Source organism: Blastococcus aggregatus (assembly GCF_900221005.1).
Taxonomy (GTDB): domain Bacteria; phylum Actinomycetota; class Actinomycetes; order Mycobacteriales; family Geodermatophilaceae; genus Blastococcus; species Blastococcus aggregatus.
Genome location: NZ_OBQI01000002.1, coordinates 821,501 through 848,055 on the forward strand (window position 1 = coordinate 821,501; position 26,555 = coordinate 848,055).

Here is a 26,555-nt window from a genome sequence, read left to right on the forward strand (position 1 = left end):
ATCAGCCGCGCGGAACGGTGTGCGCGCAAGCCCCCTGCTCCCGCGAATGACGGGGCCCCAGCGCACATCATCGGGGGCCGGACGGTTCCGCCGGTCAGCCGCAGCTGACGGCAGCGGCCTGGGTCTCCGTCTCGGGCGCCGGCGCGTCGTCGGCAGGCTCGGGAACCGCGGCCGCGGGAGGCGGGACCGTCTGGACGGACGAGTAGCCGGGGCCGATGATCAGCTGGACGGTGTCGCCGATGGCGTCGCTGGCCTGCAGCACGGAGCCCGGGACGGCGGCCGCGACGGTGCGCGCCTGGGCGACCATGCCCGGCCCGTGCCGGACGACGGACTGGCTGACGGTGCCGTCGGCGTTGCCGACCTCGCCGACGGCGAAGCCCTGCGCCTCCAGCGCGGCAGTGACGGTGGCGGCCAGCCCGCCGGTGCCGGTGCCGTTCAGGACGTCGAGCTCGACCTCGGCCGGCGGCAGGAGGGCGGTGCCGGGGTCGGCCGCCACGGCCGGCTCTCCGGCGGCCTCCTCGTCCGGCTGCGCGACGGGCTCCTCCTCCGTGACGAAGCCCTCGGGAACCCGGCTGCCGTCGATCACCGCGTCGAACAGCGTGCGGGTGCCGGCGCCGTCCAGCAGCACGAAGGCCTCCTCGGAGCCGACGGGCACGTGACCGACCTGGGCGACGGGCAGCCCGGTGCGCGCCACCGCGTCACCGGAGACGTCGCCGAGGGAGGTGGCCAGCGTGCGCAGGTCGCCGAGGGTGGTCTGCTCGTCCACGGTCAGCGCGTCGGCAGCACGGGTCAGGAAGCGGGTGAGGGTGACCGGGTCGAGGACGTTCTCCCGCGACATCGCCGCGCGCAGCGTCGAGGTCAGCAGCCGCTGGGCCCGCTCGGCGACCGCCGTGCCGGTGGCGTCCGTGCCCTCACCGGCGGGTCGCAGGTACCCCGTTGCCGCCTCGCCGGAGAGCTCCGAGGCGCCGGGCGGCGGGGGCACCGCGGCCGCGGCCGTCACGCGTGAGGGGACGATGCACACCGGTACGCCACCGAGCGCGTCCACCATCCCGGGCAGGCGCGCGAGGTCGACTCCGAGGTAGTGGTCGACCTGGACGCCGGAGAGCTGCTGGACCACTCGGACCATGCAGGAGGGCCCGCCGTCGAGGAGGGACCGGGCGAACGCCTCGGTCCGCGGGGTGCGCAGCTCGCCGTCCGCGGTCCGGCACGTCGGGGTGTCGACCAGGGCGGTGGCCGGGAAGCCGACCAGCACGGCGCGCTCGCCGTCATCCGACACCGAGGCCAGCAGCGTCGCCACCGACCCCGGGCCCTCCTCGCCCGGCACGCCCGTGCCGACGACGAGGTAGGTCTCCGACGCCTCCTGCAGCTGGGCGGCGAGGATCTCCGGCCCGTCGGTGGCCAGGGCGTCGACGCGGTCGATCTTCTGGTCGACGTAGAAGTACAGCCCCAGGTGGTAGAGCAGCACCACGCCGACGACGGCGGCCAGCGCGAGCCCCGCGCGGACCAGCCGGCGCCGGCCCGGCGTCGTGGCCCGCGGGGCGGGGCGCCTCGGGCGGCGTGTGGCGCCGGCGGATGTCGAGCGGGGGCGGGGCGGCAGCGTGCCGGGCAGGGGCGGGATCGGGCCGCTGCGCCGCGAGGGGCGGGCCTCGGGCTCCCACGCGGCCGGGGCGCCGGGCACGGGTGGACGGGCCGGTCGCGGAGCGGCGCCGGGCACCGGCGGCAGCCCGGCCTGCGACGTGGGCGGCGGGGTGGTGCTGCCGGGGGGCACCGGCGGCAGACCGTTGCGCACGCCCGGAGGGGGCGTCGCCGGGGCGGCGGGCGTACCGCCTTCCCGGCGGGCGGCGCGGCGTCCTCCGGAGGTGCTGCCCGGGCGGGAGAGCAGTTGCTCGACGGTCAGCGGGTCGGGGGTGTCACGCCGCCGCCGGGAGCCGTCAGGGACGCCGCGGCTGTGCGCGTCGTCGGCCCTCGGCTCGTCCCCCACCGGTGTCGACACCCTCTGTCCGTGGTTGCTCTGGCCCCGCATCCGGAGGCGGGAGCTTCCACGATACGGGGGACGGGCACCTCACCCGGCCGACGCGCGCAATGCCGCGGCCCGCATCCGGCTCGCACCGATCGTGTGCGATCGAGGTGTGGCCCACCGAAGGGGTGCGTAGCGTGCGGACGGTGAGACTGCCGTCGCTGCCCGGTCCCTCGGACGTCGTCGCCGCGGTCACGGGCGCACGGGACGGGGTGGCGGACGCCCTCGCGCTGGTCCCGCGCGCGGCGGCCGTGCTGGGCCGCGTGGAGGGGTTGCTCGACCAGGTGTCGGCGCTGCTGGCCCGCGTGGACGGCGTCGTCGACCGCGCCGACGGGGTGATCGCCGGGGTGGAGCGGACGAACGCGAAGGCGGACGTCGCCATCGAAGCCGTCGCGACCACCAACGACAAGGCGGACGCCGCCATCGAGGCCGTCGCCACCACCAACACCAAGGCCGACGCCGCCATCGAGGCCGTCGCCACCACCAACACCAAGGCCGACGCCGCCATCGAAGCCGTCGGGCAGACCAACACCAAGGCCGACGCCGCCATCGAGGCCGTCGCCACCACCAACGACAAGGCCGACGCCGCCATCGAGGCCGTCGCCACCACCAACGACAAGGCCGACGCCGCCATCGAAGCCGTCGGGCAGACCAACACCAAGGCCGACGAGGCGATCGCCGCCGTCGGCACCACGTCGGATCGTGCCGATGCCCTCGTGGGCCGGGCGGAGGGGATGGTCGTCCGGGTCGAGCCGATCCTGGACGACTACACGCCGGCACTGACGGCCCTCGCACCCTCGGTGCGCCGGCTGGCGGCCAGCCTCGATCCGGCCGAGGTGCAGGCGATGGTCACGCTCATCGACCGGCTGCCGCAGCTGATCACGCACCTGGACGAGGACATCCTGCCGGTGCTGGAGTCCCTCGGGGACGTCGGCACCGACGTGCACGCCCTCGTCGACACCGTGCAGGACCTGCGCCAGGTCGTGAAGGGATTCCCGGGCTCACGCCTCTTCCGCCGCCGCGGCGCGGAGGAGATCGCCGAGGACGAGGCCCAGGACGACGGGGATGCCTGAGCTCACGGCGCTCTGACCAGGACCGTCGGCCGATCACCGCTGCTAGCGTCCGCTCATGTCTGCCCCCAGCAGGACTTTCCGCGGGACCGTCGGGTGAGGATCGGCAGGACGGTCGCGGACTCCGAGCCGCACTGGCCGGACCCGGTCCGTCCGCCGGGCGGGAAGACCAACGTGCTGGTCGTGCTCCTCGACGACGTGGGTTTCGGGGACTTCGGGTGCTTCGGCTCGGAGATCGCGACCCCGGTCATCGACCGGTTCGCCGCGGCCGGCGTGCGGTACACGGGCTTCCACACCACCGCGATGTGCTCGACCACGCGATCGGCGCTGCTGACCGGCCGGAACCACCACGACGTGGGGATGGGCTGCCTGGCGAACTTCGACTCGGGCTTCCCGGGCTACCGCGGCAAGATCGCCGCCGAGGCGCCCACCCTCGCCGAGCGGCTCCGCAGCCACGGCTACCGCAACTACATGGTCGGCAAGTGGCACTGCACGCCGCTGACCGAGACCGGGCCGACGGGCCCGTTCGACGGCTGGCCGCTGGGGCGCGGGTTCGACCGCTTCTACGGCTTCCTCGACGCCGAGACCGACCAGTACTCGCCGGAGCTCGTGCAGGACAACAGCCACGTCCGGGCGCCTGGCGACTACGAATCCGGTTACCACCTCACCGAGGACCTCGTCGACCACGCCATCTCCTACGTGACCAGCCACGAGGCCGCGACGCCCCAGGTGCCGTGGCACATGCTGCTCGCGCCCGGCGCCTGCCATGCACCTCACCAGGCACCCCGGGAGCTGATCGACCACTACGCCGAGGTCTTCGCGAAGGGCTGGGACCGCACCCGCGACGATCGGCTGGCCGAGCAGATCCGGTTGGGCATCGTGCCGGCCGGCACCGAGCTGCCCGACCGCAATGACGGCGTCCGGCCGTGGGCCGAGCACACCGCCGACGAGCAGCGGCTCTTCGCCCGTCTGGCGGGGGCCTACGGGGCGATGCTGGCGCACTTCGACCAGCATCTCGGCCGGCTCGTCGACACCCTCGAGGCCACCGGGCAGCTGGCGGACACCGTCGTCCTGATCACCTCGGACAACGGGGCCAGCCAGGAAGGTGGTCCGCTGGGGTTCGTCAACGCCATGGGCCCCTTCAACATGGTGGCCGAGACCCTCGAGCAGAAGCTCGCCCGCATCGACGACATCGGGGGCCCGGACACGCACTCGAACTTCCCGCACGGCTGGGCGATGGCGGCCAACACGCCGCTGAAGCGGTACAAGCAGAACACCCACGGCGGCGGCGTCCGTGACGCCCTGATCGTCTCCGCACCCGACCGGCTGGTCGGCTCCGAGCACGCCGGAACCCTGCGCCACCAGTTCTGCCACGTCGTCGACCTCGCGCCGACCGTGCTGGACCTGCTCGGGATCGACGACGACGGCGGGATGACCGGTGTCAGCTTCGCCGGCACGCTCGCCGAACCCGACGCGCAGACCGGCAAGACCGTGCAGTACTTCGAGATGTTCGGTCACCGCGGCATCTGGCAGGACGGCTGGAAGGCCGTCGCGTACCACGCGCCCGGCTCACCGTTCGACGACGACCGGTGGGAGCTCTACGACCTCGCGAGCGACATGAACGAGGTCCACGACCTGGCGGCCGACCAGCCCGAACGGCTCGCTGCGCTCCAGGCCCGCTGGTGGGAGGAGGCGGCCGCCAACAAGGTGCTGCCGCTGGACGACCGCTTCGGTGAGAGGTTCGCCGAGAACGCCGCCCGGCACACCGGGGCCCGCACCCGGTTCTCCTTCTGGTCGGGCATGGGGCACGTCCCCAGCGACGTCGCGCCGGACCTGCGCAGCCGCAGCTACCGGATCACCGCGCACATCAACCCGTCGGGATCGCGCGGGGCCGCCGACGGCGTGCTGATCGCGCACGGCGACGCGACGTCCGGCTACTCCCTGTTCGTCCGGGACGGCCACCTGGTGCACGACCTCAACATCGGCGGCACGCACCAGCTGGTCACCTCGGACCGCCCGATCCCACCGGGGGCCACCACCCTCGGCTTCGCCATGGAGCGGCGCGGCGAGGGCACCTTCCCGCACGGCACCGGAACGCTGCTCATCGACGGCGACCCTGCCGGGACGATGCAGACCGACCAGATCTTCTGGCTGATGATCTCGTTCTCGGGCCTGGACATCGGCCTGGACCGCGGGACGACGGTGGCCGACTACGACGGCACCGGCCGGCACATGGGGCCCTACGCGTACACCGGCCACCTCGTCCGCGTCACGGTGGATCTGATGACCGACCAGCAGGTCGACCACGAGGGCGCCGGAGCCGCCGATCTCGGGCGCGAGTGATGGTTCAGGGCGCCCCGTGCTGGCCGGTCTCCGTGGGGTAGCCCAGCGCGCGGACGACGTCGCCGACCCGCTCGTAGGTCTCCCCCTCGGGCAGTCGGCCGAGTTCGGCCGCCACCGCCTCGGGTGCGCGGTGGTCCCGCGCCGCCTCGACGAGCTCCGGCCCGGTGCTCGGGAAGTCCGCACGGTCCAGCCAGCGGGCCAGCTCGGCCCGAGCCGCGACGGCGTCGGCGTCCATGCCGACCGGCGTCCCGCCCACCAGCGTCCCGGTGGGGTCCGCGGTCAGGTCCGGTTCGCCCTCGGCGACCGGCTCGGCCTCGCGCCACTCCTCGGACCGGGTGGCGCGCTCGGCCTTGAGCATCCCCTGGATCTCGTGCTCCAGCTCCTCGTCGACCCGCGGGCTGTGCTTGGTGCTGCGTGCGCTCACGCCGGCGAAGGCGTCTCCGTCCTCGGTCACGTCGTCTCCTGTCGGTCGCCCCGGCGGCTGCCGGGTGGATCAGTCCTTGTCGAGTGCTGCGGGCTTGTGCACCGCGATGCCACCGCTCTTCTCGCTCTTCACCTCGTACTGCGGGTCGTCCTCGCTGGCCCGCACGGTGCGGCCGGACGCCTCGGTGTCGGAGGTGATCTTCCGTTCGACGGTGCCCTCGGCGGTGCTCCCGTGGCTCTTCCAGGTGACGTGGTCACCCTTCTTCAGCTCATCGGCCATGCCCGGCTCCTCGCGCTCGTGGACGGTGTGGGGCTCCCCGTGCCCGCCGCGGGCGGGAGGCACACATCGCCGTGGCGGTCCGCTCGATCACCCGTTCGGGGAGCCACCCTCACCCGTGCGGGCGCTGGCAGGGGCGATTTGCTCACCTAGCGTGGTTTTCGCCGGCCCGGTCGACCCCATTCCCCCGGGGAAGGCCGGGTCGGCCCCGCTAGCCTGCGAGCCATGTCCTCCAGCGATGGGGCCTCCATCGACGGGGTCACCCCGGACGGCCCTCCACTCGACGGCCCTCCCCTCGACGGACTCCGCCCGGCCGACGTGCTGACCGTCACCGCGGTCGCCGACGTGACGCCGTCGGTGCGCCGGGTCGTCCTGACCGGCAGCCCCGAGGCGGTCGCCGCCGCCGGGCCGACGGTGAACCTGCTCGTGCCGCGGGTGGGGGACGCCGAGCCGAACTGGCCGCGGATCCAGCGGGACGGCCGGATCGTCTGGCCGCAGGGGAGCCACGGGGTCGCGCTGCGCAGCTACACCGCGCGCCGCCAGGACCCCGCCACGGGAGAGCTCGAGATCGACTTCGTGCTGCACGGCGACGGGCCGGCCGCCGCCTGGGCCGCCGCCGCCCGCCCCGGGGCTCTGCTCGCCGTCGCCGGGGCGGCGTCCCTCGCCGAGCGCCCCGCCCGGTGGCTGCTGCTGGCCGGCGACGAGACCGCGCTCCCGGCGATCAGCCGGCTGCTCGCCGCGGCCGACCCCGCCACGACCGGCGTCGCCTACCTCGAGGTCGCGGGTCCGGAGGAGGAGCAACCGCTCGTGGCGCCCCCGGGGATCGCCGTCCACTGGCTGCACCGGCTGGGCACGCCGCCGGGTGAGAGCACCCTGCTGGTCGACGCCGTCGCCGCCCTGGACCCGCCCGCCTCCGACGACGTCTTCGCGTGGGTCGGGGCCGAGTCGGCCGCTGTCCGCGCCATCCGGGCGGACCTGCGCGGCCGCTGGGGGCTGAGCCGCGCGCAGCACCACGCGATCGGCTACTGGCGCCGCGGCCGCGCCATGGCCCCCGCCGGCTGACAGCCCGGGGAGCATCGCAGCGAGGAACGATCGAGGAGCGGACCCGGGCGCGGAAGCCGGCCAGAGGACCCCGCCGGCTGACACGGGCATGGGAAGCGATGCACCCGTTCCGGAGCCCCTGACGCAGGTATTGCTTCCCATGCCCATGCGCCCAGGGAGTTCACAGGTAGCGTCCAGTGCGACGGCAGCCCCCGACGGCACGCTGAGGGCATGACGACGGCACCCGCTCGTTCGACCGGAGGATCCGTGGCCGGCAGCTCGCAGACCCGCGCACCCGAGGCCCGGTTGCTCGTGGTGGACGACGAGCCGAACATCCGCGAGCTGCTCTCGGCCAGCCTCCGCTACGCGGGCTTCGAGGTCGCCACCGCCGCGGACGGCCAGCAGGCGCTCGCCCTGGCCGAGTCGTTCCGCCCCGACCTGCTGGTGCTCGACGTGATGATGCCGGGGCTCGACGGGTTCGGCGTCGTCCGCCGGATGCGGGAGTCCGGCCGGCGCACGCCGGTGCTCTTCCTGACCGCCCGCGACGCCGCGGAGGACAAGGTGTCCGGGCTGACGCTCGGCGGGGACGACTACGTCACCAAGCCCTTCAGCCTCGACGAGGTCATCGCCCGCATCCGCGCGGTGCTGCGGCGGACCGCCGGCGCCCAGCAGGCCGCGGAGGCGCCGCGGCTGACCTTCGCCGACATCGAGCTGGACGAGGAGAGCCACGAGGTCATCAAGGCCGGCACCGTGATCGGCCTGTCGCCCACGGAGTTCAAGCTGCTGCGCTACCTGATGGCCAACGCGGGGCGGGTGCTGTCCAAGGCGCAGATCCTCGACCACGTGTGGAACTACGACTTCAACGGCGAGGCCAACGTCGTGGAGTCCTACATCTCCTACCTGCGGCGCAAGATCGACACCACCGAGCCCCGCCTGCTGCACACGATCCGGGGGGTCGGCTACACGCTCCGCCTGCCGCGGGGAGCATGACCGCACCGGTATCGACGCCGGTCCGCAGCGGCCCCCGGGTGCCGCTGCGGATCACCCTCGTCGCGCTGCTGCTGCTCCTCGTGACCATCGCGCTCGCCGCCACGGGGACAGCCGCCACCTCGCTCCTGCGCGACTACCTGCAGGACCAGCAGGACGACGCGCTGCGGGTCAACGCGGAGAGCGTCGCCGGCAGCTCCCGGTCCTGGGCGTCTGAGTTCTGCGAGGGCGGGAGGCGCTTCCCATCCACGGACTTCGTCGGGTGCCTGGTCCCGTCGATCAACCGGGTGTTCGTCTTCGCTAGCCCGTTGGACGACCAGGAGCGCCTGCCCGACTTCGACCGCGTGGCGGAGCGCGTCGAGGACCTGATGGGTGGCGATCAAGGCCCCGACCGCGTGGAACCCTTCGACATCCGGGCTCAGGACGGCAGCACGTCCTGGCGGATGATGGCCGTCGCCCTGCCGGACGGGAACGCCGCGCTCTTCGCCAGCGACCTCGCCGGCGACGAAAAGGTCATCTCCCGACTGGTGCGCATCGAGATCGTGGTCGGGCTGATCGTCCTGACGCTGCTCGGCGTCGCGGGCTACGCGCTCGTCCGCAACTCGCTGCGCCCCCTCGCCGAGGTGGAGCGCACCGCGCAGGCCATCGCCGCGGGCGACCTGTCCCAGCGCGTGCCCGAGGGCAACCAGCGCACCGAGGTCGGCCGGCTGTCCACCGCGCTGAACGGGATGCTGACCCGCATCGAGAGCGCGTTCCGCGCCCAGCAGGCCTCCGAGGCCGAGGCGCGCGGCTCCGAGGAGAAGATGCGCCGGTTCGTCGCGGACGCCAGCCACGAGCTCCGGACGCCGCTCACCTCGATCCGCGGGTTCGCGGAGCTCTACCGGCAGGGCGCGGTGTCCTCCGAGGAGGACCTGCAGCGCCTCATGGGCAGGATCGAGTCCGAGGGCGCCCGCATGGGCGGCCTCGTCGAGGACCTCCTCACGCTCGCCCGCCTCGACCAGCGCCGGCCGCTCGTGCTCACCCCCGTCGACCTCGCCGCGATCGCCGGGGACGCGGTGCACGACGCCCGGGCGGTGCAGCCGGACCGGCCGATCGCGCTGCACCTCGACGAGTCGCTCACCGACGTCCCCGTCGTCCTCGGCGACGAGGGGCGGCTGCGCCAGGTCGTCGGCAACCTCGTCACCAACGCGCTGACGCACACCCCGCCCGGCACCCGGGTCACCGTGAGCGTCGGGCAGGACGGCGACGACGCCCTGCTGCTGCGCGTCGCCGACGAGGGCCCCGGCATGGCCGCCGCCGACGCGGCCCGCGCCTTCGAGCGGTTCTACCGGGCCGACACCTCGCGCACCCGCAACGGCGACGACGGCGAGGCGGGCGGGAGCGGGCTGGGTCTGGCGATCGCGGCCTCCCTGGTCCAGGCGCACGGCGGCACGATCGCGCTGGACACCGCGCCCGGGCGCGGTGCGGTGTTCACCGTCCGCCTGCACCGCACCGGCCCGCCGGCGCCACCGCCGCCACCACCGCCGCCGGCCGCTCCCGACGGGGCCGCCGACCAGCCCGCGTGAGGGCGCCTGTCACCATTCGAACGTGACTTCGAACGACGGCGGCGCCGCTTCCACCGCCGAGCTGCTGACCGCGACCATCGAGCTGGGCGACGCCCTGCGCGAGCTGATCGAGACCTCGGTGACGACCACCGCGGCCGCCGGTGAGGTCGGTGCGGCGGCCGAGCTGGTGCGCGCGGCCACGGCCCGGATCAGCGGCGCACCGCGACAGGCGACCCAGCTGCCCCGCCTGGACGACCCCTCCGAGGGCCGCCGTGTCTTCAACCCGGTCACGGGCATCGCCCACCCGCTCGCTCCCCCGCTGATCGTGCGCCAGGAGGACGGCGGCGTCGTCGCGGAGATCACCCTCGGGCTGGCCTACGAGGGCCCCCCGACGTTCGTGCACGGCGGCATGAGCGCGTTGTTCATGGACCAGATGCTGGGCAGCGCGGCCGGCGCCGCCGGCCTGTGGGGCATGACCGCCCACCTCGAGCTGGACTACCGCGGACCGCTGCCGCTGCAGACGGCGCTGGTGCTCCGCGCCCGCGTGGAGTCGCAGGAGGGCCGGAAGGCCTTCATCAGCGGCACGATCGCGCTCGCCTCGGCGCCCGAGAAGGTGCTCGTCGAGGCCCGCGGCCTGTTCGTGATGCCGCGCCCCGAGAAGCAGGCCGCCTACTTCGGCGCCGTCACCGACGCCAGCGGCCGGCACGCCCCGCCCCGCCGTCCCGGCGACGCGACCGCGCTCCGACTGGCCTGATCCCGTGGACGACGTCGCCGTCGCCGCCCGCGCCGCACGGGCGGCGGCCGACGTGCTGCTGGCCCTGCGGGCCGACGGCGCCCTGACCGGTCGCGCCCTCGGGGACGCCGGTGACGCGGCCGCGCAGCAGGCGATCAGCGCCGTGCTCGCCGCCGAGCGCCCCGGCGACGCCGTCCTGAGCGAGGAGGCCGCCGATGATCCGGGGCGGCTGTCGGCGGACCGGGTCTGGATCGTCGACCCGCTCGACGGCACCCGCGAGTACGGCGAGGCCGGGCGCTCCGACTGGGCGGTGCACGTCGCGCTGTGGGCGGACGGCGAGCGCGGGGCCGGCGGGGATCTGAGAACGGCAGCGGTCGCGCTGCCGGCGCTGGGCCAGGTCCTGGTCACCGAGCCCGCGCCGGTGCTCCCCGCGCGCCGGGACGGACCGGTCCGCATCGCCGTGAGCCGCACCCGCCCGCCGGCCGAGTCCGAGGCGGTCGCCGCCGCGCTCGGCGCCGAACTGGTGCCGATGGGCTCGGCCGGCTACAAGGTGCTGGCCGTCGTCCGCGGCGAGGTGGACGCCTACGTCCACGCGGGCGGGATGTACCAGTGGGACTCCGCGGCACCGGTCGCCGTCGCCCGCGCCGCCGGCCTGACCACCAGCCGGATCGACGGCCGCGCGCTGGTCTACAACGCCGCGGAACTCTCCCTGCCTGACCTGGTCGTCTGCCGCCCGGAGCTGGCCGAGCCCATCCTGGCTGCGGTGCGCGCGGGGCGATAGCGGACACTGGAGGGGAATCTGCACCGATCCGATGCGGTTGGTGCTGTGACGAGCCAGCCCCGAATCCCCCGGAGTCCTCACGCCGTGACCACGCCCGACTACCGGCTCAGCCAGCTCGAGACGCTGGAGGCCGAGTCCATCCACGTGATCCGCGAGGTCGTGGCGGAACTCGAGCGACCGGTTCTGCTGTTCTCCGGCGGCAAGGACTCGATCGTGATGCTCGAGCTGGCCCGCAAGGCGTTCGCGCCGGCCCGCATCCCGTTCCCGGTCATGCACGTGGACACCGGGCTGAACTTCCCCGAGGTGCTGGAGTTCCGCGACAAGCGGGTCGCCGAGCTCGGCGTCGACCTGGTGGTCGCCTCGGTGCCGGACGCGATCGCCGCCGGCACCGTCAAGCAGGAGCCCAACGGCTCCCGCAACCGGATCCAGACCCCCGTGCTGCTCGACGCGGTCGAGGAGCACGGCTTCACCGCGCTGTTCGGCGGCGCCCGACGCGACGAGGACAAGGCCCGCGCCAAGGAGCGGATGTTCTCCTTCCGCGACGAGTTCGGCCAGTGGGACCCGAAGAACCAGCGCCCCGAGCTCTGGGACCTCTACAACGGCCGGATCCACCTCGGCGAGTCCATCCGGATCTTCCCGCTGTCGAACTGGACCGAGCTCGACATCTGGCAGTACATCCTCCGCGAGGAGATCGCGATCCCGGCGCTGTACCTGGCCGAGGAGCGCGAGGTCGTGGAGCGCCAGGGGATGCTCTACGCGGTCAACGAGTTCATCCGGCCGCGCGACGGCGAGCAGGTGCGCCGGGAGACCGTCCGCTACCGCACCGTCGGCGACGCCAACCTGACCGCGGCGGTGCCGTCCGAGGCGACCACGGTCGAGGAGGTCATCGCCGAGATCGCGGTGACCCGGATGACCGAGCGGGGCGCCACCCGCGGCGACGACAAGGTCAGCGACGCCGCCATGGAGGACCGCAAGAAGGAGGGCTACTTCTGATGGCCTCCGCGATCTTGATGGCCCGCCCGACGACGGCGCCACAGCAGCAGCGCGACGCGCGTGACGACGGCCAGCAGCAGCAGTCCGGTGGTCCAGCCCACCCGCTCCGCCACCACGGGGGACGACGTCCCGAGCAGGTCGGTCACCCACGCGCCCGCCGCGTAGCCCACGACGTAGCCGAGGACGACGACCAGCAGCGCGGGCGTGGCCACCGCGAACACGAACATGCGCACCTCTCCCGGGCTCCGCGCCCCAGGGTGCGCCGCCCCGCCGTCCGCTGCCAGGAGACCGCCCGATGACCCCCGTTGACGGACCCGTCGACCTGCACTCCGACGCCGCCGCCCAGGCCCACGACATCGCCGTCGCCCGCAAGGACATCCTGCGGATCGCCACCGCCGGCTCGGTCGACGACGGCAAGAGCACGCTGATCGGCCGGCTGCTGTACGACAGCAAGGCCGTCTTCGAGGACCAGTACGAGGCGGTCGAGCGGGCCAGCAAGGGCGACTACGTCGACCTCGCGCTGCTCACCGACGGCCTGCGCGCCGAGCGCGAGCAGGGCATCACGATCGACGTCGCCTACCGGTACTTCAGCACCCCGCGGCGCACCTTCATCCTGGCCGACACCCCCGGGCACGTGCAGTACACGCGGAACATGGTCACCGGCGCCTCGACCGCGGACCTCGCGATCGTGCTGGTCGACGCCCGCAAGGGGATGCTCGAGCAGAGCCGGCGGCACGCCTTCCTCGCCTCGCTGCTGCGCGTGCCGCACCTGGTCGTGGCGGTCAACAAGATGGACCTCGTCGACTGGTCGGAGACCACCTACGAGGCGATCCGCGACGAGTTCACCGCGTTCGCCGCGAAGCTCTCCATCCCCGACCTGACCGTCGTCCCGATCTCGGCGCTCAACGGCGACAACGTCGTCACCCGCTCGGAGAACACGCCCTGGTACGAGGGCCCCTCGCTGCTGCACCACCTCGAGCACGTGCACGTCGCCAGCGACCGCAACCTCGTCGACGCCCGGTTCCCCGTGCAGTACGTGATCCGCCCGCAGTCCGACGCCCACCACGACTACCGCGGCTACGCGGGCCGGGTGGCCAGCGGCGTGCTGCGCACCGGGGACGAGGTGCAGGTGCTGCCCAGCGGCCTGACGACGACGATCGCCGGCATCGACGGGCCGCGCGGGCCGGTGGACGAGGCGTTCCCCCCGATGTCGGTGACCGTGCGGCTCACCGACGACCTCGACGTCTCGCGCGGCGATCTCATCTGCCGGCCGGCCAACGCCCCGCGCGCCACCCAGGACCTCGACGCGATGGTGTGCTGGATGGCCGACGAGCCGCTGCGGCCCCGTCAGCGGCTGGCGATCAAGCACACCACCCGCTCGGTGCGTGCCATGGTCAAGGACGTCGTCTACCGCCTCGACGTCAACACGCTGCACCGCGACCAGGAGGCGGGCGACCTCGGGCTGAACGACATCGGCCGGGTGATGCTCCGCACCACGCAGCCGCTGTTCGTGGACGACTACGCCCGCAACCGGGCCACCGGCCGGTTCATCCTGGTCGACGAGGCCACCAACGCCACCGTCGGCGCCGGGATGCTCGTCGCCCCGTAGCAGCTCCTCCGGGGCAGAGGTGGCCGTTTCTGCCCCGGACGACGACGGTCCCGGCTCCCCGCTGAGGGGAACCGGGACCGGATGCGTCTGTGCTCAGGCCTGGTCGGTCGGGGCCGGAGCCTCGCTCGGGTCGCCGTTCCAGTCCTTGCCCGCCACGTCGGCGTTCTCGGAGGCGCTGTCGGTCTGCCCGGCGACGGTCTCGATCATCTCCTCGTCGGAGACACCCTCGCCCGCGGCCTGCGTGTTCTTCGGCTCGCTCATCGCCGTCCTTCCTCTCGGTCGTGTGCAACAGACCCCTCCCCGATCCCGGGCCCCGGCAAACCAGCTGCCCGGTCACACCGGCGGTTCAGCGGCCCGGTGGCCGGAGCTCGAACCAGACCCGCTTGCCGCCGTCGTGGTCCTCGGCCCCCCAGCGGTCCGCGATCTCCTGGACCATCCGCATGCCCCGCCCTCGCGGCTCGTCCATCGACAGCTCGCGCACCACGGGCAGGACGGCGGACCCGTCCACGACGGCGATCCGCAGCCAATCCTCGGATGCGCCGATCTCGAGCGTCAGCTCGGCCTCGCCCCCGACGTGGTCCACGACGTTCGACACCAGCTCGGTCACCAGGAGCGCGGCGTCCTCCGGGTCGTGCGGAACGCCCCAGGCCCCCATCAGCTCGAGCACCAGGCGCCGGGCGACGCGCACGCTGCGCGCTGTCGGGGGGAGGTCGACGCTGGCGTTGCGGCTGGACATGAGGGATCCGATCTGCGCGGGCCACAGCCCCGCGGTCCCGGCGGCTGTGTTGCACACAACCAACCACGGATCGTTCCGGTACGCAAGGGCCGTTGCATGTCATGGCCCTTGCGTTGCAAGGACCATTGCATGCAACGCCTGTTAACACTTGCTAGTGTGCAGCCGGAAACCGCCGACGAGAGAGGTGTCATGGGCACCGAGACCGGCGCCACCCCGCCCGACGACCAGGCGGACCGCGCCCTGGCCGACCTGCTCACCGAGCTCGACCGGTGCGTGGACGAGCTCGTACAGGCCCGCGCACGGGCCGAGACGCTCCAGCGTCGGCGCCGCGAGGGGTCGGCCTGGCTCGACGTCGTCACGAACGAGGCCCGCCCCCTCATCGTCGAGCGCATCTCCACCGTCCTGGCCGCGCTGTCCGCGGCCGGCCACACGTGGCGCCGCGAACAGGCCGCCGCCCTCCAGGCCGAGCAGATCAGCATCAACCGGATCGCCGCACTGTTCGGCGTCACGCGGCAGCGCATCTCGGCCCTGCTGCGGGAAGGCGGCTCCGAGGATCCCCCTGGCCGGGAACGGGGGGACGAGCTCAGGCCATGAGGCTGTCGATGGCCTTGTAGACGCGCTGCTCGGAGATCGGCCGCGGCGTGCCGATGCCCTGCGCGAAGAGCCCGACCCGCAGCTCCTCGACCATCCAGCGCACCCGCACCACCGGGTCGTCGGGCGCGCCGGTCGCCGGGACCTGGGCACGGAGCTGCTCGTACTCGGCGGTCACCGCCGCGATCTGCGCGGTCCAGAGCTCGTCGCGGACGGCGTTGGCCGGCAGCTTCTCCAGCCGGTGCGCCATCGCCCGCAGGTAGCGGACCAGGTCCGGGAGCCGCCGCCGGCCGGCCGCGGCGACGAAGCCGCGGTGCAGCAGGCCGGTCATCTGCCGGCGCAGATCGGCGACCGCCGCCTCGGGCACCCGGCGTCCGGGCGCGGCTCCGATCGCGACCGCGACCTCGCGGGCCTGGGTGAGCACGGCCTCGACCTTCTGCACCGCGTCGAGGGTGAGCGGGTGCAGCTCGCGCTTCGCCGTCGCGACCAGGGCCTCGAAGGCCGCCTGGTCGCGCGGCGGTCCGCCGGCGGCCGCGATGAGCTCGTCGACAGCGGCGTCGACGCAGTCGTCCACCAGCGCGGGGATCTCGCCGTCGGGGTTGAACTGCAGGGCCAGCCGGGTGCGCGGCCCCAGCGTCTTCACGACCTGCTTGGTCGGGGAGCCGGCCACGAGCACGAGCAGCCGCCGCGCCCCGCGCCGGCTGAGCCGGGTGGCCTCCACCTCGGTGGGGACGACGCGGACGCCGACGGTCGCGCCCTCGTCGACCAGCGCGGGATAGGCGGTGACCAGGTGGTCGCCCCGGCGCACCTCGACCGTCCGCGGCAGCGTGCCGATGTCCCAGGTGGTCATCCGGCTGCGCTCGACGGAGGCCGCCGCGGCCGCCAGGGTGGCCCGGGCCTGCGGCGCCACCTGCGCCTTGAGCGCGGCGAGGTCCTTGCCGGTGGCCAGCGGGCGCTGCTGGTCGTCGAGCACCCGGAAGGTGGCCCGCAGGTGGTCGGGCACCTGCGCGGGCTGCCAGGCGTCGGGCGGGACGACGACGCCGGCCGCACGGCGCAGCTCGCGCTCCAGCGCGGGCAGCAACGCCTCGCCCGGATCGATCTGCGGCAGCACCTGACGCACCCGGTCGGGGATCGGCACGAGCGCGCGGCGCGTCTGCTTCGGCAGCGTGCGCAGCAGGGCGGTCACGAGCTCCTCGCGCACGCCCGGCACCGTGAAGGCCAGCGACTCCCCCGACGTCCGCTGGGCCACCGCGTCGAGCACGCCCAGCGGCACGTCGACGGTGACGCCGTCCTGCGCGTCACCGGGCGCGAACGCGTAGGACAGCGGCAGCGTCAGGCCCTGCGAGAGCTCGACCGCGTCCGGGTAGTCCGACGGGTCCACCTGCCCCGCCGCGGCGGCGTCGGTGAGCATCGCCGGGGTGAAGGTGAGCAGGTCGGGGGTCTGCCGCGCGGCGGCCTTCCACCAGCGGTCGAAGTGCCGGGTGGAGACGACGTCGGCGGGCACGCGGGCGTCGTAGAGCTCGAACAGCGTCTCGTCGTCGACGGCGATGTCCCGCCGTCGGGCGCGCTCCTCGAGCTGGGCCACCTGCTCGATCGCGCGCTGGTTCTCCGCCCAGAAGCGGTGGTGCGTGCTCCACTCCCCCTGCACGAGCGCGTGCCGGATGAACAGCTCGCGGCTGATCTCCGGGTCGATCGAGCCGTACTGCACGCGCCGGCCGACGATCAGCGGCAGGCCGTACAGCGTGACCCGCTCGGTGGCGACGACGGAGCCGCGCTTGACGTCCCACCGGGGCTCGGAGTACTGCCGAGTGACCAGGTGGTCGGCGAGCTTCTCGACCGTCTCGGGATCGATCCGGGCGACCGTGCGGGCGAACAGCCGGCTGGTCTCGACGAGCTCCGCGGCGACCACCCAGCGCGGCGGCTTCTTCGCCAGCGGCGTGCCCGGCGCGAGCACGAACCGGGTGTTGCGGGTGCCCACGTACTCCCGTCCCGGCCGGCCCGGCTTGCCGTCGCGCTGCTTGACCGGCTCCGCCTGCATGCCGATCTGCGACAGCAGCCCCGCCAGCAGCGCCGCGGTGATGCCCCGCTCGTCGGGCTCGGCCGCCGGCTCGCCCAGCTTCATGCCCAGCCGCCGTGCGGTGCCGCGGAGCTGGCCGTGCAGGTCCTGCCACTCCCGGATGCGCAGGTAGTGCAGGAACTCCCGCTTCACCGTGCGGCGGAACTGGTTGCCGCTCAACGCCTCGGCCTGCTCCCCCAGGTAGCGCCACAGGTTGAGCAGCGCGAGGAAGTCGGAGTTCTCGTCGGCGAAGCGGCGGTGCAGCTCGTCGGCGGCCTGCTGGTGCTCGGTCGGCCGCTCGCGCGGGTCCTGGATCGTCAGGCCCGCGGCGATGACCAGCACCTCCTCCAGCACGCCGCGGCGGTCCGCCTCGACCACCATGCGGGCGATGCGCGGGTCCAGCGGCAGCGCGGCCAGCGACCGGCCGGTCGGCGTCAGCGCCCCGTGCCCGTCCAGGGCACCGAGCTCCTCGAGCAGCGCCAGGCCGTCGGCGACGGCGCGGCGGTCCGGCGGGTCGACGAACGGGAAGTCCTCGACCGCGCCCAGGTCGAGGGCGGCCATCTGCAGGAGCACCGAGGCGAGGTTGGTGCGCAGGATCTCCGGGTCGGTGAACTCCGGGCGACCGTCGAAGTCGTCCTCGCTGTAGAGCCGGATCGCGATGCCCGGCCCGAGCCGGCCGCAGCGGCCGGAGCGCTGCCGGGCCGAGGCCTGGCTGACCGCCTCGATCGGCAGCCGCTGCACCTTGGTGCGATGGCTGTACCGCGAGATGCGCGCGGTGCCCGGGTCGATGACGTAGCGGATGCCCGGCACGGTCAGCGACGTCTCGGCGACGTTCGTGGCCAGCACGATCCGCCGCCCCGTGTGGGAGCTGAACACCTTGTGCTGGTCCGCGGCGGACAGCCGCGAGTAGAGCGGCACGACCTCCGTGTACGGCAGCGCCCGCTCGGCGAGCGCGTCCTGGGTGTCCCGGATCTCCCGCTCGCCGGCGAGGAACACCAGGATGTCGCCCGGCCCCTCCGCGACCAGCTCGTCGACGGCGTCCAGGATCGCCGTCACCTGGTCCCGATCCTCGTCCGCCTCCGGGTCGTCCGGGTCGACGACGGGGCGGTACCGCACCTCGACCGGGTAGGTCCGGCCGCTGACCTCCACGATCGGCGCGCCCGCGAAGTGGGCCGCCACCCGCTCGACGTCGATCGTCGCGGAGGTGATGACCAGCTTCAGGTCCGGGCGCCGGGGCAGGATCTGCGCCAGGTACCCGAGCAGGAAGTCGATGTTGAGGCTCCGCTCGTGGGCCTCGTCGAGGATGATCGTGTCGTACTGGCGCAGCAGCCGGTCGCGCTGGATCTCGGCCAGCAGCACGCCGTCGGTCATGAGCTTGACCAGCGTGTCGTCCGACACCTGGTCGTTGAAGCGCATCTTGAACCCGACGGCCTCGCCCAGCGGCGTGCCGAGCTCCTCGGCGATCCGCTCGGCGACGCTGCGGGCGGCGATCCGGCGCGGCTGGGTGTGCCCGATCCGGCCACGTACGCCCCGGCCGAGCTCGAGCGCGATCTTGGGCAGCTGCGTCGTCTTGCCCGAGCCCGTCTCCCCCGCCACGACGACGACCTGGGCGTCGCGGAGTGCCGCGGCGATGTCGTCACGACGCGCGCTGACCGGCAGGTCCTCGGGATAGGTGATCGCCGGGACGGCGGCCCGCCGGCGGGCGATCCGCTCCTCCGCGGCGACGACGTCGGCGACGATGCGCTCCCGCTGCCGCTCGCGGGCGGCGACGTCCCGGGTCTTCCGGAGCCCGTCGAGCCGGCGGCGCAACCGGTGCTCGTCGACGAGCGTCAGGGTCGCGAGGCGCGCGCGGAGGTCGTCCTGCGGAGAACTCACCGGGCGTCGCGTTCCTCTCTGGATGGGCGGGGGTACGGGCGGGCCTCGCGCCGCGCGTACCCAGGATCCCACTGCTGCGCGGCGACGCCCGGGACGTCGTCAGGATCACAATGGATGCAGGCCGCAACTGTTTGCTTGCATCCAACAACCGGTCGTACGATTTTCGGGTTCTCGTCGTCACCGAAGGGCCGTCATGACCCGCTCTCCCGGCCCCGCACCGGCCGTCGCGACGCCCCGCGGCCGCTCCGTGGAGACGCTGTCCGAGCAGCTCCCCCGGTTCCTGCGACTGATCTCCGCGGCCAAGGTGCACCTCTCCACCGATCCTCGTGACCGGGCGGCCCTCGTGCTGCTCCACCCGCTGGTTCGGCTGGGGCCGATCCGCCAGGGGGCGCTCGCCGAGCAGGTGCGGGCCGACCCCTCGACCGTCAGCCGGCACGTCGCCGCACTGGTCCAGGAGGGCCTCGTGCAGCGGGTGGCCGACGAGTCCGACGGCCGGGCCACCCGGCTGCTGGTGACCGACGCCGGGCTGGCCGCGCTCGAGCAGCTGGGCCGGGACCGGGCGGCGGTCGTGCAGCGCATCACCGCGGACTGGCAGCCGGACGACCTCGCCTCCTTCACCGGCCTCCTGGGCCGCTTCCTCGACGACCTCGCCGCCGCCCTGCCGGGCGACGCCGCCGCCACGCCCGTACCGGGAGACCTCCGATGAGCCAGACCACCGCAGCCGAGCGGGGAGCCCGGCGGCGCACCGCCGCCGCCCCCGCTGCCGACGGCACGTTCAGCCACCGGCAGATCGTCACGATCCTCGTCGGCCTGATGGTCGCGATGTTCCTGGCGGCGCTGGACCAGACCGTCGTCTCCACCGCGATCCGCACCATCGCCGACGACCTGCAGGGCTACGACCTGCAGGCCTGGGCGACGACGGCGTTCCTCATCACCTCGACGATCGCGACCCCGCTGTACGGGAAGCTCTCCGACATCTACGGCTCGCGGCCGTTCTACCTGTTCGCGATCACCATCTTCGTGGTCGGCTCGGTGCTGTGCGGCATGGCCGACTCGATGTACCAGCTGGCGGTCTTCCGCGCGGTGCAGGGCATCGGCGCCGGCGGCCTCATGTCGCTGGCCTTCGTGATCATCGGCAACATCGTGCCGCCGCGGGAGCGCTCGCGGTACCAGGGCTACTTCATGGCCGTCTTCGGCTCCTCGAGCGTGCTCGGCCCGGTCATCGGTGGCTTCTTCGCCGGTCAGGGCACCCTGCTGGGGATGGAGGGCTGGCGCTGGATCTTCTTCATCAACGTCCCCCTCGGGGCGGTCGCGTTCGTGACGATCTGGCGGGTGCTGCACCTGCCGCACGAGCGCCGCGAGCACCGCATCGACTGGCCCGGTGCCCTGGCGCTGATCTCGTTCCTGGTGCCGCTGCTCGTCATCGCCGAGCAGGGCCGGACCTGGGGCTGGACCTCCGGCCGGGCTCTGCTCTGCTACGCCATCGGCGCCGTCGGCTTCGCCCTGTTCGTGCTCGCCGAGCGGGCCTACCGGGACGACGCCCTGCTGCCCCTGCGGCTGTTCCGCAACCGCACCTTCACCGTGAGCGGCGTGGGGTCGGTCGTCATGGGCGCGGGCATGTTCGGCGGGCTGCTGCTGCTGCCCCAGTACCTGCAGATCGTGCACGGCTCCAGCCCCACCGTCGCCGGGCTCCAGATGACACCGCTGGTCCTCGGCATCATGAGCGGCGGCATCATCTCCGGCACCACGATCTCGAAGACGGGGAAGTACAAGATCTTCCCGCTCGTCGGCGTGGCGCTGATGGTGGTGGCCCTGCTGTCCCTGTCGTTCGTGGTCGAGGCCGACACCTCGGTGTGGGTGATGGCGCCGTTCATGGTCATGCTCGGCCTGGGCCTGGGCTTCAACTTCCAGCCGGTCATCCTCGCCGTGCAGAACGCCGTCTCCCCGCGGGAGATCGGGGTGGCGACGTCGTCGGTCACCTTCTTCCGCCAGATGGGCGGCACGATCGGCACCGCGGCCTTCCTGTCCATCCTGTTCACCCGGCTGCCGACCGAGGTGGGCGGCCGGATCGGCGAGGCGGCCGCGGCGGACCCCGAGGCGGCCACCCAGGCGCAGCAGCTCCAGCAGGGCGGGTTGGACGGGCTCCTGGCCGACACGACCCGGATCACGGAGTTCCCGCTGCTGGTGGCGCCCTTCCGCGAGGGCTTCACCGCCACCATCGACCTGGTCTTCCTCATCGCTGCGGGCGTGGTCGCGATCGGGTTCTTCGTGTTCCTGTTCCTGCCGCAGCTGGCGCTGAGCAACGTCTCCGCCCTCCAGGCCCGCCAGGGCGAGGCGGCGGAAGCGGCGGCCGGCGACCCGGCGGACACGGCGGAGCAGGCCGTCCGGGGTGCCGCCGTCGCGGCCCCGACGTCCACGCCGCCCCCGGCCGGCCGCCCGGGCGAGGACCCCGCGCCGCGCTGACCCCTCCACCCCCGGGTGAGACTGGGGGCATGCCCAGCTCGTCGCTCGTCCTGTCCCGGCGTGATCTCGACTTCCTGCTGCACGAGTGGCTCGACGTCGGGTCACTGACGACGCGGGACCGGTTCACCGAGCACTCGCGGGAGACCTTCGACGCGGTCCTCGACCTGGCCGAGCAGGTCGCGACCGAGCACTTCGCGCCGCACAACCGCCTGGCCGACGAGAACGAGCCGCGGATGGTCGACGGGCGGGTCGTGCAGATCCCCGAGGTCGGGCGGGCGCTGGACGTGTTCGCCCGCACCGGGCTGATGGCGGGCACCTTCGACGAGGAGTTCGGTGGCATGCAGCTGCCGCAGACCGTCGGCCAGGCGGTGCTGGCCTGGTTCCAGGCCGCCAACATCGGGACGTCGGCCTATCCGTTCCTCACGATGGCCAACGCGCGGCTGCTCCTCGCGCACGGCAGCCGGGAGCAGATCGACACCTTCGTCGCGCCGATGGTCGAGGGCCGCTGGTTCGGCACCATGGCCCTGTCGGAGCCGCAGGCCGGCTCCTCGCTGGCCGACATCACCACGCGGGCCGAGCGCCAGGACGACGGCAGCTACCGGCTCACCGGCAACAAGATGTGGATCTCCGCCGGCGACCACGAGCTGACCGAGAACATCGTCCACCTGGTGCTGGCCAAGGTGCCGGGTGGCCCGGCCGGCGTGAAGGGCATCTCGCTGTTCGTCGTCCCCAAGTTCCTCGTCGGGGACGACGGCGCGCTCGGCGAGCGCAACGACGTCGTCCTGGCCGGGCTCAACCACAAGATGGGCTACCGGGGGACGACGAACACGCTGCTCAACTTCGGCGAGGGCGTGCACACGCCGGGCGGGCGGGCCGGCGCCGTCGGCTACCTCGTGGGCGAGGAGAACCGCGGCCTGACCTACATGTTCCACATGATGAACGAGGCGCGGATCGGCGTCGGGGTGGGCGCGAGCGTGCTGGGCTACACCGGCTACCTGCACGCCCTCGAGTACGCGCGCACCCGGACCCAGGGCCGCCCGGCGGGCGCGAAGGACCCCGCGTCGCCCATGGTGCCGATCATCGAGCACACCGACGTGCGCCGGATGCTGCTGGCCGCCAAGAGCTACGTCGAGGGCGGGCTGGCGCTGGGGCTGTACTGCGCGCGGCTGGTGGACGAGGAGCAGACCGCGCCGACGACGGAGGAGCGGGAGCGCGCGCACCTGCTGCTGGACACGCTCACCCCCATCGCCAAGGCCTGGCCCTCGCAGTGGGGGCCGGCGGCGAACGACCTGGCGATCCAGGTGCACGGCGGCTACGGCTACACCCGCGACTACCCCGTCGAGCAGTTCTACCGGGACAACCGGCTGAACCCGATCCACGAGGGCACGCAGGGCATCCAGTCCCTCGACCTGCTCGGCCGCAAGGTGGTGCAGCAGGGCGGTGCCGGGCTGCGACTGCTCACCGAGACCATCTCCGCGGCCACGCGGCGGGCCTCGGGCACGGAGTGGGCCGGCCTCGCCGCCGACCTCGACGCCGCGGTCGGCCGGCTCGGCGCGGTGACCGCGACGCTCTGGGGCACCGGCGACCCCGATCTCGCGCTGGCCAACTCGCACGTCTACCTGGAGGCCGCCGGCCACGTCGTCGTCGCCTGGCTGTGGCTGGAGCAGGCACTGGCCACCGGCGAGGGCACCGGCAGCTTCTACGAGGGCAAGCGGGCCGCTGCCCGCTGGTTCTGGCGCTCGGAGCTGCCTCGCACCGGTCCCCAGTTCGACCTGCTCGAGTCGCTGGACCGCACCGTGCTGGACACCCCCGCCGACGTGCTCTGAACAGCAGGACGCCCCGCCGCCTCCGGAGAGGGAGCGGGGCGTCCGGCGATCGTCGTCGGGTGCGTCAGGCGGCTTGCGCCGCCCCGACGGGCTCGGCGGTGGCGTGCCGGGCACCAGAGGTGCGCTCGGCGCGCTCACGCTCGTAGCGGGCGGTGGACTGCGTGCCCATCGCGATCACCAGGGCCGTCAGCACCAGGAATCCGATCAGCGTCACGGTCGGCCACATCACCATGCTTGTTGTTCTCCCCCAGGTTCGGAACCCGCCGTCGGGTCAGGGACGGCGGCACGTCTTCAGAGGGCTCTGTCCCCCGTCCACGAGGCTCCTAATCGTCGAGTTGTGCAGCTCACCTGACGGTGTGTGACCAGAGTCATGTTCGGCACGGTCCCGGCACGGGGGGCAGCCACCGCCGGGGGCCGTGGTCTGATCCTCGGGTGTCGGTCCGCGAACAGCCCCCCGTCCAGGGCCGGGCGGCCGGGCCCGTCCTGCTGGTGCTCGCGCTGTCGCTGGTGGTCACCACGCTCTCGCTGCTGCAGAGCCTGGTCGTCCCCGTCCTCGACCGGATCGCCGCACAGCTGGACGTCTCGCCGAGCGCCGCGGGCTGGGTGCTCACCGCCAACCTCCTGGCCGCGGCCGTGCTCACCCCCGTGCTGGGCCGGCTCGGCGATCTCAAGGGCGAGCGGCCGGTCATCATCGGCATCCTCGTGACCGTCGCGGTGGGCACGGTGCTGGCGATCGCCACCGAGTCGCTGCCGCTGCTGCTCCTGGCCCGGGTCCTCCAGGGCGCCTCCTACGGGCTGTTCCCGCTGTCGATCAGCGTGCTGCGCCGTGAGCTGCCCGAGCGCCGGCTCGGCATGGGCATGTCCGTGGTCAGCAGCACCCTGGGCGTCGGCGGCGTCGCCGGGCTCGTCGCGACGGGCCTGCTCGCCGGGGACGACGCCGACTACCGCCGGCCGTTCTGGATCGGCCTGGGCATCACCGTGGTCGCGCTGGTCCTCGCCGTGCGGCTGCTGCCCCGCCGCCCGGTCACCGCGTCCGGCGGCGTCGACTGGTGGGGTGCGGCCGTCCTCGGCGCCGGCCTGTCGCTGCTGCTGCTGTTCGTCTCGCAGGGCAACGCGTGGGGCTGGTCCTCCGCTCCGACCCTGGGCTGCCTGGCCGGCGCGGTCGTCGTCCTGAGCGGGTGGACGGTGCTGCAGCGGCGGCTGGCCGCGCCGCTGGTCCGCCCCGCGATGCTCGCCGACCGCCGCACCATCGTGCCGAACGTCGTCGGCCTGCTCACCGGTGTGGCGATGTTCGCCTCGTTCCTCGCCGTCCTGCAGTACGTGCAGAGCCCGACGGGGATCACCGGGTACGGCTTCGACGCCACGGTCCTCGAGGCGACGGTGGTCTACCTGCTGCCCGGAGGGGTCGTCGGCATCCTGCTGGCGCCGTTCGCCGGCTCCGTGGTCACCCGCTTCGGCGGGCTGCCGACCCTGCTCGTCGGCTGGACGTTCGGGCTGGCCGGGTTCGTCCTGCTCACCTGGTTCCGCAGCGAGCCCTGGGCGGTCATCGCCGCCGGCCTGCTGACCCAGGTGGCGGTCACCGTCGCCTACGCCGCGCTCCCGTCGCTGGTCGTGCAGGCGGTGCACGAGGACGAGACCGGCGTGGCCAACGCGATCAACTCGATCGCCCGCTCCGTCGGTCAGGCCCTCGGCAGCGCGGTGGCGGTCACGCTCATCGCCGCCCACCTGGACCCCGGCACCGGCCTGCCCCGGGACGTCGCCTTCACGCTGGTGGGCGCCGTCGGCATCGGTGCCGCCGTCGCGATCCTGGTCGCCGCCCTGCTCGGGCTCCGCGCCGACTCCCGCGCGGCGCGGCAGCGGCGGCCGGACCCGCTGACGGAGGTCGAGGAGGCCGTCGCCGGGGCGGGCGAGTGGTCGCCGGTGTCGGGGATCCGCTGATCTCCGTTCGACAACAGCACGCCGGGGCCCGGCATGGAACCGGACGGTCCGGGGCACCGAACCCTCCGACCTGAAGGCCCGTGCGCCTTCCCCGAACCGGAGGACTCCATGACCCGACCCACCGGCTCGTCCAGCCACGCGAGCGATTCCACCGGCAAGGCCGGCGCCGACCCGGCCCCGGACACCGACGTCATCAGCGGCACCCGCGCCGACTACGCGCCCGTCGGCGCCGACCCGAAGCCGACGACGGGCGGCACGATCAAGCGCACGCTCAAGGAGTTCAGCGAGGACAACCTCACCGACTGGGCCGCGGCGCTGACCTACTACGGCGTCCTGGCGATGTTCCCCGCGCTCATCGCCCTGGTGTCCATCGTCGGCCTGCTGACCGAGCCCAAGCAGCTCACCGACGCGCTCACCGAGGTCGTGCCGGCGGACGCCGCCGAGACCCTGAACCCGGTGATCGACCAGATCGCCGGCAACAGCGGCACCGCCGGCGTCGCGCTGATCATCGGTCTCCTGACGGCCGTCTGGTCGGCCTCGGGCTACGTCGGCGCGTTCACCCGCGCGGCGAACGTCGTCTACGAGACGCCCGAGGGACGCAAGGTCTGGAAGCTCAAGCCGCTCCAGCTGCTGGTCACGCTGATCGGGATCCTGTTCGCGGCCATCATCCTGTCGCTGCTGGTGCTCAGCGGGCCGGTCGTCGACGCGATCGGTTCGGCCATCGGGATCGGTGAGACCGGCCAGAACATCTGGAGCATCGCCAAGTGGCCGGTCGTGCTCGTCCTGCTCGCCCTGATGATCGCCGTCCTCTACTACGCGACCCCCAACGTGAAGCTCCGCGGCTTCAAGTGGGTCAGCCCCGGCGCCGGCGTGGCGATCCTCGTGGCGATCGTGGCCTCGGCGGCATTCGCGTTCTACGTGGCCAACTTCGCGGGCTACAACAAGACCTACGGCGCCCTCGCCGGCGTGGTGATCTTCCTGGTCTGGTTCTGGCTGATCAACGTGGCCCTGCTCTTCGGCATCGAGCTGGACGCCGAGATCGAGCGCACCACGGAGCTGAAGGAGGGCGTGCCGAGGGCGGAGAAGGAGATCCAGCTCGACGCCCGGGCCAACCCGAAGGACAAGCAGACGACGTAGCGCCCGCACCATGATCAGAACGCACGGAGGGCTGTCATCCGACGTCGGATGGCAGCCCTCGGTGCGTGCTGATCATCCTCATCGACCGACCCACGACTGCAGGGAGACACGACAC

Annotated in this window: 23 protein-coding genes; 15 read left to right on the forward strand and 8 right to left on the reverse strand. The window is 73.4% G+C overall.

The genetic code is table 11. The features are described from left to right. Positions 1-94: 94 nt before the first annotated feature. Positions 95-1,993 carry an LCP family protein gene (locus tag CRP29_RS09720; protein ID WP_245852689.1) on the reverse strand — a complete coding sequence of 633 codons (1,899 nt, stop codon included), beginning with the start codon at positions 1,991-1,993 and terminating at the stop codon, positions 95-97. 170 nt (positions 1,994-2,163) lie between these two features. Here CRP29_RS09720 and CRP29_RS09725 point away from each other — a divergent pair, with 170 nt between their 5' ends. Further along, on the forward strand, positions 2,164-3,090 hold the full coding sequence (locus CRP29_RS09725) for a hypothetical protein (RefSeq protein ID WP_097194920.1): 927 nt from the start codon (positions 2,164-2,166) through the stop codon (positions 3,088-3,090). Between the two features lie 93 nt (positions 3,091-3,183). Then, positions 3,184-5,430, forward strand: a complete 2,247-nt coding sequence (locus tag CRP29_RS09730; RefSeq protein WP_097194783.1) for an arylsulfatase — start codon at positions 3,184-3,186, stop codon at positions 5,428-5,430. 4 nt (positions 5,431-5,434) lie between these two features. Here the strand turns inward: CRP29_RS09730 and CRP29_RS09735 are convergent, their stop codons facing one another. Both CRP29_RS09735 and CRP29_RS09740 read right to left on the reverse strand, forming a co-directional pair. Continuing rightward, entirely contained in the window at positions 5,435-5,884 is a 450-nt protein-coding gene (locus CRP29_RS09735; protein WP_097194784.1) for a DUF2795 domain-containing protein, read from the reverse strand. A 39-nt stretch (positions 5,885-5,923) separates the two neighbouring features. Beyond that, entirely contained in the window at positions 5,924-6,133 is a 210-nt protein-coding gene (locus CRP29_RS09740) for a hypervirulence associated TUDOR domain-containing protein (protein WP_097194785.1), read from the reverse strand. Positions 6,134-6,355: 222 nt separating this feature from the next. Here CRP29_RS09740 and CRP29_RS09745 point away from each other — a divergent pair, with 222 nt between their 5' ends. The 6 genes from CRP29_RS09745 (at position 6,356) to cysD (ending at position 12,209) form a co-directional block, all read left to right on the forward strand. Then, positions 6,356-7,192: a siderophore-interacting protein gene (locus tag CRP29_RS09745; RefSeq protein WP_097194786.1), complete on the forward strand. Its 837-nt coding sequence runs from the start codon at positions 6,356-6,358 to the stop codon at positions 7,190-7,192. Positions 7,193-7,402: 210 nt separating this feature from the next. Next, positions 7,403-8,161 (forward strand): response regulator transcription factor, encoded by a 759-nt coding sequence (locus CRP29_RS09750; protein WP_097194787.1) that lies wholly within the window; start codon positions 7,403-7,405, stop codon positions 8,159-8,161. Continuing rightward, complete coding sequence (locus CRP29_RS09755; RefSeq protein WP_097194788.1) at positions 8,158-9,723, forward strand: sensor histidine kinase; 1,566 nt, start codon at positions 8,158-8,160, stop codon at positions 9,721-9,723. The genes CRP29_RS09750 and CRP29_RS09755 overlap by 4 nt, the downstream gene beginning before the upstream one ends. Positions 9,724-9,745: 22 nt before the next feature. Further along, positions 9,746-10,456, forward strand: a complete 711-nt coding sequence (locus tag CRP29_RS09760; RefSeq protein ID WP_097194789.1) for a PaaI family thioesterase — start codon at positions 9,746-9,748, stop codon at positions 10,454-10,456. Positions 10,457-10,460: 4 nt separating this feature from the next. Beyond that, complete coding sequence (locus tag CRP29_RS09765; protein WP_097194790.1) at positions 10,461-11,216, forward strand: inositol monophosphatase family protein; 756 nt, start codon at positions 10,461-10,463, stop codon at positions 11,214-11,216. Positions 11,217-11,300: 84 nt separating this feature from the next. Continuing rightward, positions 11,301-12,209, forward strand: coding sequence for a sulfate adenylyltransferase subunit CysD (gene cysD, locus CRP29_RS09770; RefSeq protein WP_097194791.1), 909 nt, complete (start codon positions 11,301-11,303; stop codon positions 12,207-12,209). Here cysD and CRP29_RS09775 read toward each other — a convergent pair. Then, complete coding sequence (locus tag CRP29_RS09775; protein ID WP_097194792.1) at positions 12,200-12,436, reverse strand: hypothetical protein; 237 nt, start codon at positions 12,434-12,436, stop codon at positions 12,200-12,202. The genes cysD and CRP29_RS09775 overlap by 10 nt on opposite strands. A 68-nt stretch (positions 12,437-12,504) precedes the next feature. Between CRP29_RS09775 and CRP29_RS09780 the strand changes: the two genes are divergently transcribed. Continuing rightward, positions 12,505-13,818, forward strand: coding sequence for a sulfate adenylyltransferase subunit 1 (locus CRP29_RS09780; protein WP_217991512.1), 1,314 nt, complete (start codon positions 12,505-12,507; stop codon positions 13,816-13,818). 93 nt (positions 13,819-13,911) lie between these two features. Here CRP29_RS09780 and CRP29_RS22685 read toward each other — a convergent pair whose 3' ends face one another. Beyond that, positions 13,912-14,079, reverse strand: a complete 168-nt coding sequence (locus CRP29_RS22685; RefSeq protein ID WP_176522891.1) for a hypothetical protein — start codon at positions 14,077-14,079, stop codon at positions 13,912-13,914. An 85-nt stretch (positions 14,080-14,164) separates the two neighbouring features. Next, complete coding sequence (locus CRP29_RS09785) at positions 14,165-14,554, reverse strand: ATP-binding protein (RefSeq protein ID WP_097194922.1); 390 nt, start codon at positions 14,552-14,554, stop codon at positions 14,165-14,167. Between the two features lie 189 nt (positions 14,555-14,743). On the opposite strand from CRP29_RS09785, the gene CRP29_RS09790 reads away from it, so the two are divergent. Next, positions 14,744-15,148 carry a hypothetical protein gene (locus tag CRP29_RS09790; RefSeq protein WP_097194793.1) on the forward strand — a complete coding sequence of 135 codons (405 nt, stop codon included), beginning with the start codon at positions 14,744-14,746 and terminating at the stop codon, positions 15,146-15,148. On the opposite strand, the gene hrpA is transcribed toward CRP29_RS09790, so the two are convergent. Then, entirely contained in the window at positions 15,138-19,076 is a 3,939-nt protein-coding gene (gene hrpA / locus CRP29_RS09795) for an ATP-dependent RNA helicase HrpA (protein WP_097194794.1), read from the reverse strand. The genes CRP29_RS09790 and hrpA overlap by 11 nt on opposite strands. Positions 19,077-19,269: 193 nt before the next feature. Between hrpA and CRP29_RS09800 the strand changes: the two genes are divergently transcribed. The 3 genes from CRP29_RS09800 to CRP29_RS09810 are packed head-to-tail and all read left to right on the forward strand — an operon-like array spanning position 19,270 to position 23,365. Next, positions 19,270-19,782, forward strand: coding sequence for a MarR family winged helix-turn-helix transcriptional regulator (locus tag CRP29_RS09800; RefSeq protein WP_097194795.1), 513 nt, complete (start codon positions 19,270-19,272; stop codon positions 19,780-19,782). Beyond that, positions 19,779-21,539, forward strand: a complete 1,761-nt coding sequence (locus CRP29_RS09805; protein WP_097194796.1) for an MDR family MFS transporter — start codon at positions 19,779-19,781, stop codon at positions 21,537-21,539. Before CRP29_RS09800 ends, CRP29_RS09805 begins: the two co-directional genes overlap by 4 nt. 29 nt (positions 21,540-21,568) lie before the next feature. Next, positions 21,569-23,365 carry an acyl-CoA dehydrogenase gene (locus tag CRP29_RS09810; RefSeq protein WP_097194797.1) on the forward strand — a complete coding sequence of 599 codons (1,797 nt, stop codon included), beginning with the start codon at positions 21,569-21,571 and terminating at the stop codon, positions 23,363-23,365. 64 nt (positions 23,366-23,429) lie between these two features. Here CRP29_RS09810 and CRP29_RS22690 read toward each other — a convergent pair whose 3' ends face one another. Next, the gene (locus tag CRP29_RS22690) at positions 23,430-23,579 is read right to left on the reverse strand and encodes a hypothetical protein (RefSeq protein WP_176522854.1); all 150 of its coding nucleotides are present in this window, start codon (positions 23,577-23,579) and stop codon (positions 23,430-23,432) included. Between the two features lie 218 nt (positions 23,580-23,797). Between CRP29_RS22690 and CRP29_RS09815 the strand changes: the two genes are divergently transcribed. Continuing rightward, positions 23,798-25,303, forward strand: a complete 1,506-nt coding sequence (locus tag CRP29_RS09815) for an MFS transporter (RefSeq protein ID WP_097194798.1) — start codon at positions 23,798-23,800, stop codon at positions 25,301-25,303. A gap of 108 nt (positions 25,304-25,411) precedes the next feature. Beyond that, positions 25,412-26,440, forward strand: coding sequence for a YihY/virulence factor BrkB family protein (locus tag CRP29_RS09820; protein ID WP_097194799.1), 1,029 nt, complete (start codon positions 25,412-25,414; stop codon positions 26,438-26,440). Positions 26,441-26,555: the final 115 nt, after the last annotated feature.